The organism is Allobosea sp. NPDC055594, from assembly GCF_053618995.1.
This window is the reverse complement of the sequence record NZ_JBSHIO010000020.1, coordinates 1-16,449: the sequence shown is the minus strand read 5'-3', so window position 1 is coordinate 16,449 and position 16,449 is coordinate 1. Positions and strand designations below refer to the sequence as shown.

11 protein-coding genes are annotated in these 16,449 nt (G+C 68.3%); 8 read left to right on the top strand and 3 right to left on the bottom strand.

The genetic code is table 11. From position 1 onward, the window contains the following. The first annotated feature begins 1 nt into the window (after window position 1). Complete coding sequence (locus tag ACWGRX_RS24415; protein ID WP_452119676.1) at window positions 2–2,596, top strand: ABC transporter permease; 2,595 nt, start codon at window positions 2–4, stop codon at window positions 2,594–2,596. A gap of 220 nt (window positions 2,597–2,816) precedes the next feature. Beyond that, window positions 2,817–3,590, top strand: a complete 774-nt coding sequence (locus tag ACWGRX_RS24410) for a Bax inhibitor-1/YccA family protein (protein ID WP_291639020.1) — start codon at window positions 2,817–2,819, stop codon at window positions 3,588–3,590. A 294-nt stretch (window positions 3,591–3,884) separates the two neighbouring features. Here the strand turns inward: ACWGRX_RS24410 and ACWGRX_RS24405 are convergent, their stop codons facing one another. Continuing rightward, window positions 3,885–4,253 carry a DUF2794 domain-containing protein gene (locus ACWGRX_RS24405; protein ID WP_291642568.1) on the bottom strand — a complete coding sequence of 123 codons (369 nt, stop codon included), beginning with the start codon at window positions 4,251–4,253 and terminating at the stop codon, window positions 3,885–3,887. 342 nt (window positions 4,254–4,595) lie between these two features. Then, the gene (locus ACWGRX_RS24400; protein ID WP_452119675.1) at window positions 4,596–5,213 is read right to left on the bottom strand and encodes a peroxidase-related enzyme; all 618 of its coding nucleotides are present in this window, start codon (window positions 5,211–5,213) and stop codon (window positions 4,596–4,598) included. Between the two features lie 154 nt (window positions 5,214–5,367). Between ACWGRX_RS24400 and ACWGRX_RS24395 the strand changes: the two genes are divergently transcribed. Both ACWGRX_RS24395 and ACWGRX_RS24390 read left to right on the top strand, forming a co-directional pair. Then, window positions 5,368–10,209, top strand: a complete 4,842-nt coding sequence (locus ACWGRX_RS24395) for an NAD-glutamate dehydrogenase (RefSeq protein WP_452119674.1) — start codon at window positions 5,368–5,370, stop codon at window positions 10,207–10,209. 11 nt (window positions 10,210–10,220) lie between these two features. Beyond that, window positions 10,221–10,433, top strand: coding sequence for a Trm112 family protein (locus tag ACWGRX_RS24390; protein ID WP_452119673.1), 213 nt, complete (start codon window positions 10,221–10,223; stop codon window positions 10,431–10,433). 102 nt (window positions 10,434–10,535) lie between these two features. Here the strand turns inward: ACWGRX_RS24390 and ACWGRX_RS24385 are convergent, their stop codons facing one another. Then, complete coding sequence (locus ACWGRX_RS24385) at window positions 10,536–11,789, bottom strand: ubiquinone biosynthesis hydroxylase (RefSeq protein ID WP_452119672.1); 1,254 nt, start codon at window positions 11,787–11,789, stop codon at window positions 10,536–10,538. Window positions 11,790–11,933: 144 nt separating this feature from the next. Between ACWGRX_RS24385 and ACWGRX_RS24380 the strand changes: the two genes are divergently transcribed. The 4 genes from ACWGRX_RS24380 to ACWGRX_RS24365 form a co-directional block, all read left to right on the top strand. Next, window positions 11,934–12,800 (top strand): acyl-CoA thioesterase, encoded by an 867-nt coding sequence (locus ACWGRX_RS24380; protein WP_452119671.1) that lies wholly within the window; start codon window positions 11,934–11,936, stop codon window positions 12,798–12,800. Window positions 12,801–13,127: 327 nt separating this feature from the next. Further along, complete coding sequence (locus tag ACWGRX_RS24375; protein WP_452119670.1) at window positions 13,128–13,466, top strand: P-II family nitrogen regulator; 339 nt, start codon at window positions 13,128–13,130, stop codon at window positions 13,464–13,466. Between the two features lie 29 nt (window positions 13,467–13,495). Continuing rightward, the gene (locus ACWGRX_RS24370) at window positions 13,496–14,839 is read left to right on the top strand and encodes an ammonium transporter (protein WP_452119669.1); all 1,344 of its coding nucleotides are present in this window, start codon (window positions 13,496–13,498) and stop codon (window positions 14,837–14,839) included. Window positions 14,840–15,049: 210 nt separating this feature from the next. Next, window positions 15,050–16,449, top strand: a 1,400-nt coding sequence (locus tag ACWGRX_RS24365) for a DNA translocase FtsK (protein ID WP_452119668.1), incomplete at its 3' end; no start/stop codon positions are given.

The following is a 16,449-nucleotide window of genomic DNA, read 5'->3' as shown; positions in this document are numbered from 1 at the left end:
CATGCATGCTCCCGTCAAGCCGGTCGCAACCGACCCCGTCCCGGCGCCGCGCGGCACCGGACTGAAGCTCGCTTTGCGCCTCGCCTGGCGCGATCTGCGCGGCGGCCTGCGCGGCTTCGGCGTCTTCATCGCCTGTCTCGCGCTCGGCGTCATGGCGATCGCCGCCGTCTCCTCGGCCTCGCGCGGCCTCAGCGAGGGGCTCGGCCGCGAGGGCAGGCGGATCCTCGGCGGCGACGCCGCCTTCAGCCTGATACATCGCGAGCCGACACCGGAGGAGCGTGCCTTCCTCGAACGCCATGGCACGGTCTCGACCATCGCGACCCTGCGCGGCATGGCCAATGCCGGCGAGAAGGGCGCGGCCCTGGTCGAGATCAAGGCGGTCGACGGCAGCTATCCGACCATCGGCGAGTTACGCAGCGACCCGGCCGGCTCGGCCACGGAATTGCTCGCGGCCCGCGACGGCGTCTTCGGCGGCATCGCCGATCCCGTCCTCTTCGGCCGGCTCGACCTCAAGCCCGGCGACATCGTCCAAATCGGCTCGGCCCGCGTGCAGTTGCGCGCCAGCCTCGTCTCTGAGCCGGACAAGATCGCCGCCGGCGTCGGCTTCGGCCCGCGGCTTTTGCTCTCGCAGGACGCCCTACGCGCCTCCGGCCTGCTGCAGCCCGGCAGCCTGGTGCGCTGGACCGCCCGGGTGACGCTCCCCGAGAACGCTTCCTCCGATGCCGCTCTCGACCGGCTGCTGGCCGACGCTGCCCGCGAGCAGCCCCAGGCCGGCTGGGAGATCCGCTCGCGCTCCAACGCTGCCCCGAACTTCCAGCGCAATATCGAGCGTTTCACCCAGTTCCTGACGCTGGTCGGCCTGACCGCCCTGCTCGTCGGCGGCGTCGGCGTCGCCAATGCGGTGCGCCGCTTCGTCGAGGCCAAGAAGCTCGACTTCGCCACGCTGAAGGCGCTCGGCGCCACCGGCGGCCGGGTCGTCACCATCCATCTTGCCGAGGTCATGCTGGTCGCCGCCTTCGGCATCGCCATCGGCCTCGCGCTCGGCGCCGCCGCGCCCTTCGCCCTGGCCTATGCGCTCGCCGACAGCCTGCCGCTGCCCTTCGAGGCGACGCTGGCACCGGGCGAGCTCGCCATCGCCGCGCTCTACGGGCTTCTGACCGCGCTCGTCTTCGCCATCATCCCGCTCGGCCGCGCCCATGACGTCCCGGTCTCGGCGCTGTTCCGCGACCAGATCGAGCCCGACCGCCGCCGCCCGCGCTGGATCTACCTCGCCATTTTCGGCGCCGCGCTCGCCGGCCTTGTCGGCGTCGCGCTCGCCTTCGCCTATGAGCGGCGCATCGCCCTGATCTATATCGGCGTCGCCGGCGCGGTCTTCCTGCTGCTGCGCCTGATCGCCTGGGGGCTGATGGCGCTGGCACGGCGCACGCCGCGGCCGCGCCGCCCGTCTTTGCGAATGGCGCTCGCCAATATCTATCGGCCGGGCGCGCTGACGCCCTCGCTGGTGCTCTCGCTCGGCCTCGGCGTCGCCCTGCTCTCGGCGCTCGCCTTCATCGATGTCAGCCTTTCGCGCCAGCTCACCCAGTCGCTGCCGAAGACGGCGCCGAGCTTCTTCTTCCTCGACATCCCCAACGCCCAGGCCGGTGCCTTCGACGAATTCCTCGCCAAGCAGCGCCCCGGCGCCACGGTCGAGCGCGTGCCGATGATGCGCGGCCGCATCACCAGCCTGAACGGCGTGCCGGCCGAGCAGGTCAAGGCGAGCGAGCAGATGGCCTGGGTACTGGAGGGCGATCGCGGCATCACCTACGCGGCCACCATGCCGGAAGGCTCGCGCCTCGCCTCCGGCGAATGGTGGCCGGCCGACTACAAGGGTGAGCCGCTGGTCTCCTTCGACGCCCGCGCGATCGACGGTCTCGGCCTCAAGCTCGGCGACACGCTCACCGTCAATGTGCTCGGCCGCAACATCACGGCCCGGGTCAGCAATTTCCGCAATATCGAGTGGCGCTCGCTCGGCATCAATTTCGTCATGGTGTTCTCGCCCAACACCTTCGCCGGCGCCCCGCACACCAACCTCGCCACCGTCACCGTGACCGACGCAGCTTCGCCGTCCGGCGACGCCGCGCTGATGCGCCAGCTCGCCATCGCCTTCCCGGCGGTGACGGCGGTGCGGGTCAAGGACGCGCTGGAAGCGGTAAACGTCATCGTCGCCCAGCTCGCCAACGCGATTCGCGGTGCCTCCAGCCTCGCCATCGTGGCGAGCCTGCTGGTTCTGGCCGGGGCGCTGGCGGCCGGGCAGCGGGCGCGGCTCTACGACGCAATGATCCTGAAAACATTGGGCGCCACCCGCCGCTTCATACTTTCGTCGTACGCCCTCGAATACGCAGGGATCGGCGTCGTTTCCGCCCTTTTCGGGCTCGTCGCCGGCGCGGCGGCCGGCTGGGGGGTCGTCACGCAAGTGATGAAGATCGAGTTTGTTCCAGACCCGACCGGCGCTGTTCTTGCTGCGACTGCCGCGGTCGCCGTCACCGTCATGTTCGGATTGATCGGGACGTTGCAGATACTTTCGAAAGCGCCCGCTTCTCATCTACGCAATTTATGAGTTCGTTACGTCCGCGGCGCGTCGTAAACATGAACAAAGGGTAATGTTGCATCGAAACGCCGGCGCAGTTCTATCGCGCCGGCCCGATTAACCATGGCCGCCCCTTGTAAGGCGGCGCATTCCCCCTCATATTCCGCACTGTCGCCACGAAGGTGGACGATGGTGGGCCTTCGCAAGGGCGATGTCCGCCTTTGCCAACGGTTTCAGGGGAACTTTCTGCATGAGCAACTTCGACCGCAATGCTCCGGTCTGGGGTGCGGGCCGCGCACAGCAGACCAGCGCCGTCGAGATGGATCAGGGCCTGCGCTCGTTCATGCTCGGCGTCTACAACAACATGACGATCGGCCTGGCCATCACCGGCCTGTTCGCGATCGGCATCTCGATGCTCGCCATCGCCGGCTATACGCCGACGGGCAAGGTCGCGGCGCTGACGCCGCTCGGCCAGGCGCTCTATCTCAGCCCGCTGAAATGGGTCGTGATGCTGGCCCCGCTGGCCTTCATCCTGTTCTTCTCGTTCAAGGCCGAGAGCATGAGCTCCTCGACCGCGCGCGCCATGTTCTTCGCCTTCGCGGCGGTGATGGGCGTGTCGATGTCGTCGATCTTCGTGGTCTTCACGGGTGAATCGATCGCCAAGGTGTTCTTCATCACCGCGGCGGCCTTCGCCGGCCTCAGCCTGTTCGGCTACACGACGCAGAAGTCGCTGTCGGGCATGGGCTCCTTCCTGATCATGGGCCTGATCGGCCTGGTGATCGCCTCGGTCGTGAACCTGTTCCTGGCTTCGAGCGCCCTGTCCTTCGGCATCTCGGTGATCGGCGTGCTGGTCTTCGCCGGCCTGACCGCCTGGGATACCCAGCGCCTGAAGGAGATGTATCTCTACTCGAACCTGGACTCGGAATCGGCTGCGAAGCTCTCGGTGAACGGCGCTCTGTCGCTCTACCTGAACTTCATCAACATGTTCCAGATGCTGCTCTCGCTGCTCGGCAACCGCGAGTAAGCATCAAGCGCCCAGGCGCGGATATCGAGCCCCGGCTGCAAGGCCGGGGCTTTTCTTTTGCCGGTGCGCGCACCACTGGTGACGCCATGTTTCTCGCCGCTCTCGTCATCCGCGGCGCCTAGAGCGTCGGACCGAAAAGTGGAATCCACTTTTCGGTCCGATGCGATAACAAAAAGATAGATCACGGCAACCGCGTCCGAACGAACGCGCGGCGCCTAGCCATAGCCGCGGGGATCGGCCAGGAAACCGGCTGCCCTCCGGATGTCGATGCAGAAGAGCCGCTGGAACAGCCGGTCAGCTCACCACGCTCAGGCGCTTGTCGAGCACCCGCAGCACGCGGCCGAGTTCGGCGCCGCGCTTCAGGATCAGCCCCGTCGCGCTGACCACGGAATAGGCGCCCTGACGCCGCGCCAGCGAGGGATCCTTGACGATGCGGTAGAGCGGCACCTCGCTCGAACGCCGGAACACCGAGAACTGGGCCTTGTCGCGCAGGAAATCGATGGCGTAGTCGCGCCATTCCCCGGCCGCGACCATGCGGCCGTAGAGATTGAGCAGCTCGTTGAGCTCGCGCCGGTCGAAGGTGACGGAGGGCGGGGCGGCCGCCCCTGGGAAGGCGACCACCGCGCCCGCTCGCTGCGCTGGCGGAGTTTCGCTCTCGCTCATCGCGACTCCTGCCTGACGATGGCTGAACCATCGACTTCGATCTGTGGCGATGATGGCCCGCCCTTCAGGCTCTGACAAGCGCGATCGCACGCTCGCTCGGGACCGTGATCATCTTCATCGCCACCGCCATGATTTTGCCGCGCTTGCGCCAAGCGGCTGCCCTGTTGCCCGTCTCAACTCTCCTCGTTGCCTCGGCGGCCCGGCCTGTGCGGTACCGGACACGTCAGCCCCCCAGCCCCTCCGGCGCTGCGGCAGGCTGGGCCAACGAGTCGAGGCCAACTCACGGCTGGCGGTCACGCCGGCCGTTTTTCTTGGCTGCCTGCGCTGCGAGAGACCGTCCTGCTACCGCACCGACCCGTGATACTCGGCATTGGGGCGCATATCGACGGCCGAGGCCATCCGGTTCGACATGTTGAAGAAGGCCGCGACGGCGCCGATGTCCCAGATGTCGCGCTCGGTAAAGCCAGCATCCCGCAGCGACTGCCGGTCCTCCTCCTCGACCAGATGCGGGACTTCGGTCAGCTTCTCGGCAAAATCCAGCATGGCGCGATGGCGCGGCGAGAGCGCGGCGGCGCGATAGTTCATCACCAGCATCTCGCCCAGCACCGGATCGCCCGAAAGCTGGCGCACGGCCGCGCCATGGGCCGTCAGGCAGTAATAGCAGCGATTCACGCTCGAAACGGCGACCGCGATCATCTCGCGCTCCAGCTTCGACAGGCCGGACGGCGCCAGCATCAGATCGTTGTAGAGCGTCGCGAAGGCCGCGAGCTTGGCGTCGTCATGGGCGTAGGCGAGCAGCACGTTCGGGACATAGCCGAGCTTCTCCTCGCATTTGGCGAAAAAGGCCTGCATCTCCTGCGACAGCTCGGCCTGTGGCAGTGCCAGCGCCATCACGGCGGGCGGCGCATCCTGCTTCGCCGGAACCTCGCCCACCATCCGCTTGTCATGCTTCTTCGTCATCTCTGCACTCCTTGCGCTGATTTCCGCGCGGATCAGGCACGATTTGCCGCTCCTGCGCCACATTGGTGCAATCTGGCTGCTGCCATGCGACGAAAGTTGCAGCGGCAGGTCAGCTATGTCATCGCTGCGGCAAAATAGCAGGGGGAAGGCGATTATGGCCAAGCGCGAAGCGAATGCCACGGCTGCGGCCGTCAGCGCAATCGAGGCCGCTGCCCGCGAGCTCGGCTCGGCGATGCCGCCGGAATTTCCCAAGCTGCTCTACGGCCGCACCGTGGCCGAGGATCTCACCGCCCTTTCGCCTGCGCTGCTCGCCCGCGCCGCCGAAGCCGCCTACGCCCATCTGAACGGCCGGCGCAGCCCCGGCGAGCCGAATCTGCGCTTCCGTGACGAAACCGTCGACGAGGCCGGGCGCGAGCGCCAGATCACGATCCTGGAAGTCGTCAACGACAACAAGCCGTTCCTGCTCGATTCGACCCTGGCCGAGCTCGCCGAGCAGGGCTACGAGCCGCGCCTCGTAGCCCATCCGATCCTCGCCGTCGCGCGTTCGTCCGATGGCAGCTTCCAGTCGCTCGCCGGCGAAGCGGTGGCGCGGACCCAGGAGGGCACGCGCCGCGAAAGCCTGATCCATCTGCATCTCGACCGGATCGACAGCCCGGAGGCCCGCGAAAGGCTCAGCGCCGGGCTCGCCCGCGTCTATGTCGATGTCGGCCTCGCCGTCGATGACTGGGCTGCGATGCGCGGCCGGATCACCGAGGTGATCCAGTCCTACCGCGCTAACCCGCCGCCCTTGCCGGAGGATGAGGTCGCCGAGGCGCTGAACTTCCTCGAATGGATCGCCAGCGACAACTTCACTCTGCTCGGCGTGCGAGCCTACCGCTTCGCCGGCGGCGACACCGCCGCCGACCCGATCGATTCCTCCGGCCTCGGCATCCTGCGCGATCCCGACGTCCGGGTGCTGCGCAAGAACCGCGAGCTCGTGGTGATGACGCCGGAGATCCGCGCCTTCCTGTCCAAGCCGCAGGCGCTGATCATCACCAAGGCCAACGTCAAGAGCCGCGTCCATCGCCGCGTCCATCTCGATTATGTCGGGGTGAAGCTCTTCACGGCCGATGGCCGTCTCGACGGCGAATTGCGGATCGTCGGGCTGCTCACCTCCAACGCCTATACCGGCAGCGCCCGGACCATTCCCTATCTGCGTCTCAAGGTCGCGCGCGTGCTCAAGAGCACCGGTTTCGATCCGTCGAGCTATTCCGGCCGCGCGCTCTACAATGTGCTCGACGCCTTCCCGCGCGACGAGCTCTTCCAGATCGACGTCGAGACGCTGGAGCGCTTCGCCCTCGACATCATGCAGCTGACCGAGCGGCCGCGTATCCGTGCGCTCGCCCGCGCCGACGAATTCGACCGCTTCGTCTCGGTGCTCGTCTTCATTCCGAAGGACCGCTACGACACCACGGTGCGCCGCCGTGTCGGCGAGTTCCTCGCCCGGATCTACCAGGGCCGCATCTCGGCCGCCTATCCGGCCTATCCGGAGGGCCCGCTCGCCCGCACCCACTACATCATCGGCCGCGACGAGGGCAAAACCCCGAAGATCGACCGCGCCACGCTCGAGGCCGGGATCAGCGCGATCGTGCGCACCTGGGCCGACGGGCTGCGCGACGCGCTCGACGCCCGGAAGGCCGGCCCGAAAGCCCGTGCTCTGGTCGAGCGTTATGCCGAGGCCTTCGGCGCCGCCTATCGCGAGCGCTACGAACCCACCGATGCGCTGATCGACATCGACATGCTGCAGAAGCTCTCGGCCGCGCGGCCGCGGGCGGTCAATCTCTACCGCCGCGAGGGCGACGGCGCGACCCGCGCCAATCTCAAGATCTTCTCCCGCGACGCCGCGATCACCCTCTCCGAGCGCGTGCCGATGCTCGAGAACATGGGCTTCCGCGTCGTCAACGAGCGCACCTTCAACATCAAGCCGCAGGCCGGCGAGAACAGCGCCGAGGCCCGCGTCTGGTTGCACGACATGACGCTGGAGCGCGCCGATGGCAGCGCCATCGACATAGAGCGTCTCGATCCGACGATCGAGGCGGCGCTGATGGCCCAGTTCCGCGGCTTCAGCGAATCCGACCGCTTCGACCAGCTCGTGCTCGCCGCCGGCCTCGCCTGGCGCGAGGCGGCGTTGCTGCGCGCACTCGGGCGCTATCTGCGCCAGGTCGGCGCGCCCTATGCGCAGGACTACATTGCCGACGCGCTCGCCCGCCATGCCGGCATCGCGGCGATGCTGGTCAAGCTCTTCGCCGCCAAGTTCGATCCTCGGCTCGGCGAAGCGGCCCGTCAGAGTGGCATGACCGCCGAGCGCCAGCGTATCGAGGCGGCCCTTTCCGACGTCACCAGCCTCGACGAGGACCGCATCCTGCGCCGTCTCGTCAACCTGATCGACGCAATCCTGCGCACCAATTTCTTCCAGGTCGGCGCCGATGGCCATCCGCGCGGTACGATCTCCTTCAAATTCGCCTCGGCTGAGGTCGAGGGCATGCCGCTGCCGCGCCCGCTCTACGAGATCTTCGTCTATTCGCCGCGCGTCGAAGGCGTGCATATGCGCTTCGGCAAGGTCGCGCGCGGCGGCCTGCGCTGGTCCGACCGGCCGCAGGATTTCCGCACCGAGGTGCTCGGTCTGGTCAAGGCGCAGCAGGTCAAGAACGCCGTCATCGTCCCGGTCGGCGCCAAGGGCGGCTTCGTGCCGAAGCTGCTGCCGCCGGCCTCCGACCGCCAGGCTTGGCTGGCCGAAGGCACCGAGAGCTACCGGATCTTCGTGCGCACCCTGCTCGAGCTGACCGATAATCTCGACGGCGAGACGGTCGTGCCTCCGGCCGACACCGTCAGGCATGATGGCGACGATCCCTATCTCGTCGTCGCCGCCGACAAGGGCACCGCGACCTTCTCCGACACCGCCAACGCGCTCTCGGCCGAGAAACATCACTGGCTCGGCGACGCCTTCGCCTCGGGCGGCTCGCAGGGCTACGACCACAAGGGCATGGGCATCACGGCGCGCGGCGCCTGGGAAGCGGTCAAGCGCCATTTCCGCGAGATCGACATCGACATCCAGACGACTTCGTTCACGGTGGCCGGCGTCGGCGACATGTCGGGCGACGTCTTCGGCAACGGCATGATGCTCTCGCCGGCGACCAGGCTCGTCGCCGCCTTCGACCATCGCGACATCTTCCTCGATCCCGATCCGGACCCCACCAGCAGCCTGACCGAGCGCCGGCGGCTGTTCGCCCTGCCGCGTTCCTCCTGGCAGGACTATGACAAGACCCTGATCTCCAAGGGCGGCGGCGTATTCTCGCGCCAGGCCAAGAGCATCGCGCTCTCGCCCGAGATCCGCGCCGTGCTCGGCTTCGAGAAGGCGCAGGCGACCCCGGCCGAGCTGATGACCGCGATCCTGAAGGCGCCGGTCGACCTGCTCTGGTTCGGCGGCATCGGCACCTATGTCCGTGCCGGCGAGGAAAGCGACGCCCAGGTCGGAGACCGCGCCAATGACGCGATCCGCATCGCCGGCGCCGAAGTCCGCGCCAGGGTGATCGGCGAGGGCGCCAATCTCGGCATGACCCAGCGCGGCCGCATCGAGGCGGCGCGCCAGGGCGTGCGCCTGAATACCGATGCGATCGACAATTCTGCCGGGGTGAACACCTCCGACCTCGAGGTCAACATCAAGATCGCGCTCGCCGGCGCGGTGGCGAGCGGCCGCCTCTCCGACGCGGAGCGCAACAAGCTCCTCGCCGAGATGACCGACGAGGTCGGCCTGCTCGTCCTGCGCAACAACTATCTGCAGTCGCTGGCACTGTCGCTGACGCAGATCCAGGGCATCGGCGCGACGCCGCATCTGCGCCGGCTGATGGTGCAGCTCGAGCGCGAGGGCCGGCTCGACCGCAATGTCGAGAACCTGCCGCCGGATGCCGTCCTGATCGAGCGCGAGAAGCGCGGCGAGGGCCTGACACGGCCCGAGCTCGCCGTGCTGCTCGCCTATGCCAAGCTCGCCCTGCACGACGACCTGCTCGAATCGCCGGTGCCGGATGATCCCTATCTCGCCGGCGAACTCGTCCGCTACTTCCCGCAGCCGCTGCGCGATCATTACGGGACCGAAATCGCCAACCACAAGCTGCGCCGCGAGATCGTCGCGACCCAGCTCGCCAACGCCATCGTCAACCGCGGCGGTCCGGCCATCGTCACCATGCTGGCCGACCAGACTCGCGCCGAAGCGCCGGAGATCGCGGCGGCCTACGCCATCGCCCGCGACGCCTTCGACGTGATGGGCCTCAATGCCGGTATCGACGCCCTTGATGCGAAAATCCCCGGCAAGACCCAGCTCGGCCTCTATGCAGCGACCCAGGACCTGGTCGTCGACCGCATGCGTTGGTTCCTGCGCCGCGGCGTCGCCAGGCCGGGCGCCATCGAGCAGATCGTTGCGCATTACGCTAAAGGCGTCGCGGCGCTCGGCTCCGCCCTGCCGAGCCTGCTGCCGGAAGCGGCGGCACAGGCCCGCAACGCCGCAATCGCGGCCCTGGTCGCCGAGCAGGTGCCCGAGGCGCTCGCCGCCAGCGTCGCCAGCCTGCCCTGGCTCGCCCAGGCGACCGACATCGTCGACATCGCCAGCCGCAGCGGCGGCGACGTCACCGAGGTTGCGCGGATTCATTTCGCAGCCGATTCGGTCTTCGGCCTGTCGAGCCTCGCGACAGCGGCCACGAGTGTACCCGCCACCGATGATTACGAGCGCATGGCCCGCCAGCGCGCCGTCGAGACTCTGGCCGATGCTCATGCCGGGCTGACCCAGGAGATCGCCGCCAGCGCCAGCGGGGCGGACGCGCTTCAGGCCTGGCTCGAACTGCGCGGCACCGAGGCCGAGCGCACCCGCGCCACCGTTTCGGCCATTGCCATGTCGGGCCTGTCTTTGCCAAAGCTGATGGTAGCCGCCGGCATGCTGGCCGATCTGCCGCGCCGGCCGGCCTGATGGAGATCCTGATGAGCACCGAAAACAAGTCAGGGGTCGCCGCGACGGCGCCCCGCATCGACCCCAAGCTGCTGGAGATCCTGGTCTGCCCGGTCAGCAAGACGACGCTCGAATACGATGCGGCCCGGCAGGAGCTGATCAGCCGCGCCGCGAAGCTCGCCTATCCGATCCGCAACGGCATCCCAATCATGCTGCCGGAAGAGGCGCGCCAGCTCGAAGGCTAGTGCCGGTAGTGCCCTGCGTCATTCTCGGGCGAAGCGAAGCGCCGACCCGAGAACCTCCTCGAAGAGATGCCCGGGTCAGCCCGGGCATGACGTTTCCCGGACTTACAGCATCTCGCCGCGCAGCAGGCGCGGCGCCTCGGCGGAGAGCCCCGCTGCCTCGCGGATGAACATCCGCTTCAGCCCGGGCAGGCGCTCGACCACACCGAGACCGAGATCGCGCACCAGGCGCAGCGGCGTCGAATCGTTCGAGAATAGCCGGTTCAGCCCGTCGGTGACGACGCCCATCGCCACCGTGTCGAAGCGCCTCGCCTTCTCATAGGCCTCGAGCACGTCCTCGGCGCCGGGATCGAGCCCGAGCCGGGCCGCGTCGACGATCGTCTCGGCCAGGGCGGCGACATCCTTGAGGCCGAGATTGAGCCCCTGCCCGGCGATCGGGTGGATGACATGGGCGGCGTCACCGAGCAGCGCCAGCCGTTCGCCGACGAAGCGGCGCGCCATGCCGAAGGACAAAGGATGCGCGCTGACCCGGCTCTCCAGCGCGATCTCGCCGAGCTGCAGGCCGAAGCGCCGCTCGATCTCGGCGAGCAGATCGGCCTCGTCGAGCGAGAGCAGCGCCTCGACATTCTCGCTGCGCTCCGTCCAGACGATCGAGGAACGGTGACCGAGCCGGCCGCCATCCGGCAAGGGCAGCATGGCGAAGGGGCCGGACGGCAGGAAATGCTCGACCGCGAGCCCGTCATGCGGCCGCTCATGGCCGATCGTCGCGACGATGCCGGACTGGGCATAGGACCAGCCGACCCAGCCGATCCCCGCCTTCTCGCGCAGCTTCGAGCGCGCCCCGTCGGCCGCGACCAGGAGCGCGGCCTGCACCGTCTCGCCCCCGGTGAGCACGACCTGCATCGGCCCACCATCGCCGCAATCACCCGAGCGCACCCCTTCGGCGCGCAGCGTGACCCCGGCCGCCTTCGCCGCCTGCAGCAGCGCCGCGACCAGCGCGCCGTTCTCGACCATATGGGCGAAGGGCTGGCCGGGCTCGGCCTCGCCCTCGAAGGTCAGGAAAACCGGCCGCACCACATCTGGCGTGCGGCTGTCGGTGATCTGCATTTCCGTCATCGCGGCAGCGGCGCTCTCGACCTGCTGCCAGACGCCGAGCGCGTCGAGCATGTTGCGCGCCGCGGCGGCGAGGGCATAGGCGCGGTTGTCGATGCGCGGCCTCGCCGCCACGGCGGGATCGACCAGCATGACGTCGAACGCCTCGCCCAGCGCCTGCTTCACCGCCAGCGCCAGCGTCATCCCGGCGATGCCGCCGCCGGCGATCACGATGCGCGAGCCTGCGCCTTCCGGGTTCCGGTCCATCCCGCTCTCCGCCTGCTGGAGCCGCGGTGCTTGACGCTGGCCGACAGCTCGTTGCTGATGCAGCTTGTGTCTTGCCCGCAGCCCGGCCGGGCTGCAAGCCTCAGCCTCGTCCGCGCAAGCCTGCCCGGCCAAGAACCGCAACCGATGACCAGCGTCCCCGACAGCCTGACCTCGATCCTCGACCTCGAGGATCTCGGAAGCAACCGGTTCCAGGGTCGCAGTCCCCGCGTCGGCTGGCAGCGTGTCTTCGGCGGCCAGGTCATCGGCCAGGCCCTCTATGCCGCCTGCAAGACCGTCGAGGGCCGTCAGCCGCATTCCCTGCACGCCTATTTCCTACTACCGGGCGATCCGGAGACGCCGATCGTCTACGAGGTCGACCGGCTGCGCGACGGTCGCTCCTTCACCACCCGCCGTGTACTCGCCCTGCAGAACGGCGCGGCGATCTTCGCCATGTCGGCCTCCTTCCAGGTCGAGGAGGAAGGCTACGAGCACCAGATGCCGATGCCGGACGTTCCGATGCCCGAGGAATTACCGGACCGGGACGGCATGGCGCGGGACATCCTGCCGCACATGCCCGAATCGGTGCGCGCCTATTATCTGCGCGAGCGGCCGATCGAGGTCCGCCCGGTCGAGCTCGACCGCTACGGTTCCGACGGCAAGCGCGATCCCAGGTTCAATATCTGGATCCGCGCAATGAGGCCGTTGCCGGACAAGCCGGCGATCCACCAGAGCGTGCTCGCCTATGCTTCCGATCTGATGCTGCTCGATTCCAGCCTGGTCGCCCACGGCACCAGCGTCTTCGACAACCGCATCCAGGGTGCCAGTCTCGACCACGCGCTCTGGTTCCATCGCCCCTTCCGCGCCGATGACTGGCTGCTCTATGCGCAGGACAGTCCTTCGACCTCCGGGGCCCGCGGCTTTTCGCGCGGGCTGATCTTCGATCGGCAGCGCCGGCTCGTCGCCTCGGTGGCCCAGGAAGGCCTGATCCGGCCTCGGCCGGATCGCGGCTAGACCCTCGGCCCGTCTTCTTCGCGCATCTCGGACCGGACTCGGCGAGCCGGGAGCCCCGCGGGCTTTCCCGGTCGGCGAGCGATCGGCCATGCATGGCCGCGACGCGCCCGCTTTTCTCGCACCTGCCCATTCAATGGGCAAACCCTCCTGATCCGACCCGGAAAATCATGGCGGAACCGCGGCATTGCCTCTCTTCAGGGCAGTCCGGCAGTTGGCACGCGGCTTGATTGGCGAAAAGCGACGTGCGCGGAGCTCTTCCGCCCCGCGCGGCGCTAACGAGCTCGCCGGAGCTTTGCTTCCGGCAGCGCAACCGGGGGTAACCCAGCCATGAAGATCGTGATGGCCGTCATCAAGCCGTTCAAGCTGGAGGAGGTGCGCGACGGACTCACCGCCATCGGCGTGCACGGCCTGACCGTGACCGAGGTGAAGGGCTATGGCCGCCAGAAGGGCCATACCGAGATCTATCGCGGTGCCGAATATGCCGTGAGCTTCCTGCCCAAGATCAAGATCGAGGTCGCGGTCACCGACGAGCTCGCCCCCCAGGTGATCGAGGCGATCACCGCCGCAGCCCGCACCGGCCAGATCGGCGACGGCAAGATCTTCGTCTCGTCGATCGAGAAGGCCGTGCGCATCCGCACCGGCGAGACCGACGGCGACGCCCTTTGATCCTAGACCTTTCGCCCAGGAGTTTGACGATGAATTTCAAGACCCTCACCCGGGCCGGGATGGTCGGGACGGCGCTCGCGGCCGGCACCGTCGCGGCGCTGGCGCAGACACCCGCCGCGGCCCCGGCCGCCGCGGTCGCCAACAAGGGCGACACGGCATGGATGCTGGTATCCTCCCTGCTCGTGCTGATGATGACCCTGCCGGGCCTGGCGCTGTTCTATGGCGGCCTCGCGCGCAGCAAGAACATGCTTTCGGTGATGAGCCACATCACCGCCACCGCCGCGATCATGATCATCATCTGGGTGGTCTATGGCTACAGCCTCGCCTTCACCGGCGGCGGCTCGCTGACCAGCTTCATCGGCGGCTTCTCGAAGGCCTTCCTCGCCGGGGTCAGCACCGAGACGACGACCGATACCTTCACCAAGGGCGTGGTCATCCCCGAATACGTCTTCATCTGCTTCCAGATGACCTTCGCCATCATCACCCCCGCCCTGATCGTCGGCGGCCTGGTCGAGCGCATGAAGTTCTCGGCGCTGCTGCTGTTCGTCGTGCTCTGGAGCGGCTTCGTCTACTTCCCCATGGCTCATATGGTCTGGTTCAGCGAGGGCTATCTGTTCGCCCTCGGCGCGCTCGATTTCGCCGGCGGCACGGTCGTCCACATCAATGCTGGCATCGCCGCGCTGGTCGGCGCACTCGTCCTCGGCAAGCGCATCGGCTACGGCAAGGAGCTGATGTCGCCGCACTCGCTGACCATGACCTTCATCGGCACCTCGCTGCTCTGGGTCGGCTGGTTCGGCTTCAACGCCGGCTCGAACCTCGAGGCGACGGCCGGTGCGGCCCTCGCGATGATCAACACCCTGACCGCCACCGCCGGCGCGGCGCTCGGCTGGCTCTTCATCGAGTGGCTGATCAAGGGCAAGCCCTCGCTGCTCGGCATGCTCTCGGGCATCATCGCCGGCCTCGTCGCCGTCACCCCGGCCGCCGGCCTGGTTGGCCCAATGGGCGCCATCGTGCTCGGCGCGATCTGCGGCGTGGTCTGCTTCTTCTTCTGCACCACGATCAAGAACGCGCTCGGCTATGACGACTCGCTCGACGTCTTCGGCATCCATGGCGTCGCGGGCATCATCGGCTCGATCGGCACCGGCATCTTCGTCTCGCCGGCCCTCGGCGGCGTCGGCGTCGCCGACTACGCGATGGGCGCGCAGGTCTGGAAGCAGACGGTCGCCGTCCTCGTCGCCGTCATCTGGTGCGGCATCGGCTCCTTCGTCCTGTTCAAGATCGTCGACACCGTCATCGGCCTGCGCGTCACCTCCGACCAGGAGCGCGAGGGCCTGGACATCGCCGAGCATGGCGAACGCGCCTACAACATGTGAGCCGCCGCTCCGGCGTTCCACATGAAACAATCGCCCCGGCGGACCACCGCCGGGGCTTTTTTCCGGCCTCGGCCCCGGCTGCGCAGCTTCCTCCCCATTCCGGCGCGCAAGGTTAAGCGGGTCTTAACCTCGCCTTCCTAACCTGCTGTTTCGAGGGCGGGCCCCGGCGGCCATCGCCTTTCCAGACATCCGGAATCACGGCCCACCCGCATGCGCACGATCCGACGCTCCTCCTCGCTGATCGACCGCTTGCCCGATCCCGTACGCGACTTCCTCTCGCGCCGGGCGGCCGAGATCGTCGGCCTCGTGCTCCTCGCCCTGACCGCCGCCGTCGCGATCTCGCTGGCGACCTGGTCGGTCGACGATCCCAGCCTCAACAACGCCACCCGCGGCGCGGTCCAGAACCTGCTCGGCCGGCCGGGCGCGATGGTTGCCGACCTCGCCATGCAGCTGATCGGCCTCGGCGTCATCGCCATGCTGCTGCCGCCGCTGCTCTGGTCCCTGCGCCTGATCCGCGTCCATCTCTTCGACCGCAGCGCCCTCAAGCTCGCCCTCTGGGTCGCCGGCATCGTCGCCACCGCCGCTGTCGCCAGCGCCCTGCCGGCGACGCCGCGCTGGCCGCTGCCGACCGGCATGGGCGGCGTGATCGGCGATGCCCTGCTGCACGGCACCCGCAACCTCGTCGGGATTTCCGGCACCGCGCTCGGCGGACTCGTCGCCTTCGTCTATGCCGGCATCGCCATTCTCGCCGTCACCGCCGCGGCCGGCTTCGGCTTCGTCGTAGACGAAGACCCCGAGAGCGATGCCGAAGACGATGCCGCCTGGTCCGATGCCGACGACCGCCGCGATGACGAGCCCGGCTTCGGCGTCATCCTGGTCGGCTGGCTCGCCCATGGCGCCATGGCGCTGCGCGGCGCGATCCTGCGCCGCCTGCCGCAACCGCCCTCGCTCGCCCGCGCCTCGGCGACGCCGAGCGCTCCGTCCTCCGCCGCCCCGCCCCCGGCTCCTGCCGGTCGCGTGCGCCGCGAACCACAATTCGCCGAGGGCGCAGCCCCCTATGCTCCGCCGGTGGTGGCACGTGATTCCTTTGCCGGCCCCGGCCGTTCGCGTGCCGCCGGCCCGGCCGCCGACATGGATGACGACCATGGCGAGGCGCAGGATCTGCGCGACCTCAACGCACCGCGCGTCGCCCCGCCCTTGACCGCGCCCAAGCCCGGCAAGCGCCTGTCGCGCGAAGCGCAGCCCTCACTGCTCGACCGCGACAGCTTCGAGCTGCCGCCCCTGACCTATCTGGCCGAGCCGAAGAAGATCCCGGCCAACGCCATCTCCACCGACGCGCTGGAGCAGAACGCCACCTTGCTCGAGGGCGTGCTCGAGGATTTCGGCGTGCGCGGCGAGATCTCGCAGGTTCGCCCCGGCCCTGTTGTGACGCTTTACGAATTGGAGCCTGCGCCGGGGACCAAGTCGTCGCGGGTGATTTCGCTGGCGGACGACATCGCCCGCTCGATGAGCGCAATCTCGGCGCGCGTCGCGGTGGTGCAGGGCAAGAACGCGATCGGCATCGAATTGCCCAACACCAAGCGCGAGACCGTCTTCCTGCGCGAATTGCT

Coding starts and splice junctions, on each gene's coding strand:
- ACWGRX_RS24415 (WP_452119676.1), top strand. CDS start 2: ATGCATGCTCCCGTCAAGCCGGTCGCAACCGACCCCGTCCCGGCGCCG.
- ACWGRX_RS24410 (WP_291639020.1), top strand. CDS start 2,817: ATGAGCAACTTCGACCGCAATGCTCCGGTCTGGGGTGCGGGCCGCGCA.
- ACWGRX_RS24405 (WP_291642568.1), bottom strand. CDS start 4,253: ATGAGCGAGAGCGAAACTCCGCCAGCGCAGCGAGCGGGCGCGGTGGTC.
- ACWGRX_RS24400 (WP_452119675.1), bottom strand. CDS start 5,213: ATGACGAAGAAGCATGACAAGCGGATGGTGGGCGAGGTTCCGGCGAAG.
- ACWGRX_RS24395 (WP_452119674.1), top strand. CDS start 5,368: ATGGCCAAGCGCGAAGCGAATGCCACGGCTGCGGCCGTCAGCGCAATC.
- ACWGRX_RS24390 (WP_452119673.1), top strand. CDS start 10,221: ATGAGCACCGAAAACAAGTCAGGGGTCGCCGCGACGGCGCCCCGCATC.
- ACWGRX_RS24385 (WP_452119672.1), bottom strand. CDS start 11,789: ATGGACCGGAACCCGGAAGGCGCAGGCTCGCGCATCGTGATCGCCGGC.
- ACWGRX_RS24380 (WP_452119671.1), top strand. CDS start 11,934: ATGACCAGCGTCCCCGACAGCCTGACCTCGATCCTCGACCTCGAGGAT.
- ACWGRX_RS24375 (WP_452119670.1), top strand. CDS start 13,128: ATGAAGATCGTGATGGCCGTCATCAAGCCGTTCAAGCTGGAGGAGGTG.
- ACWGRX_RS24370 (WP_452119669.1), top strand. CDS start 13,496: ATGAATTTCAAGACCCTCACCCGGGCCGGGATGGTCGGGACGGCGCTC.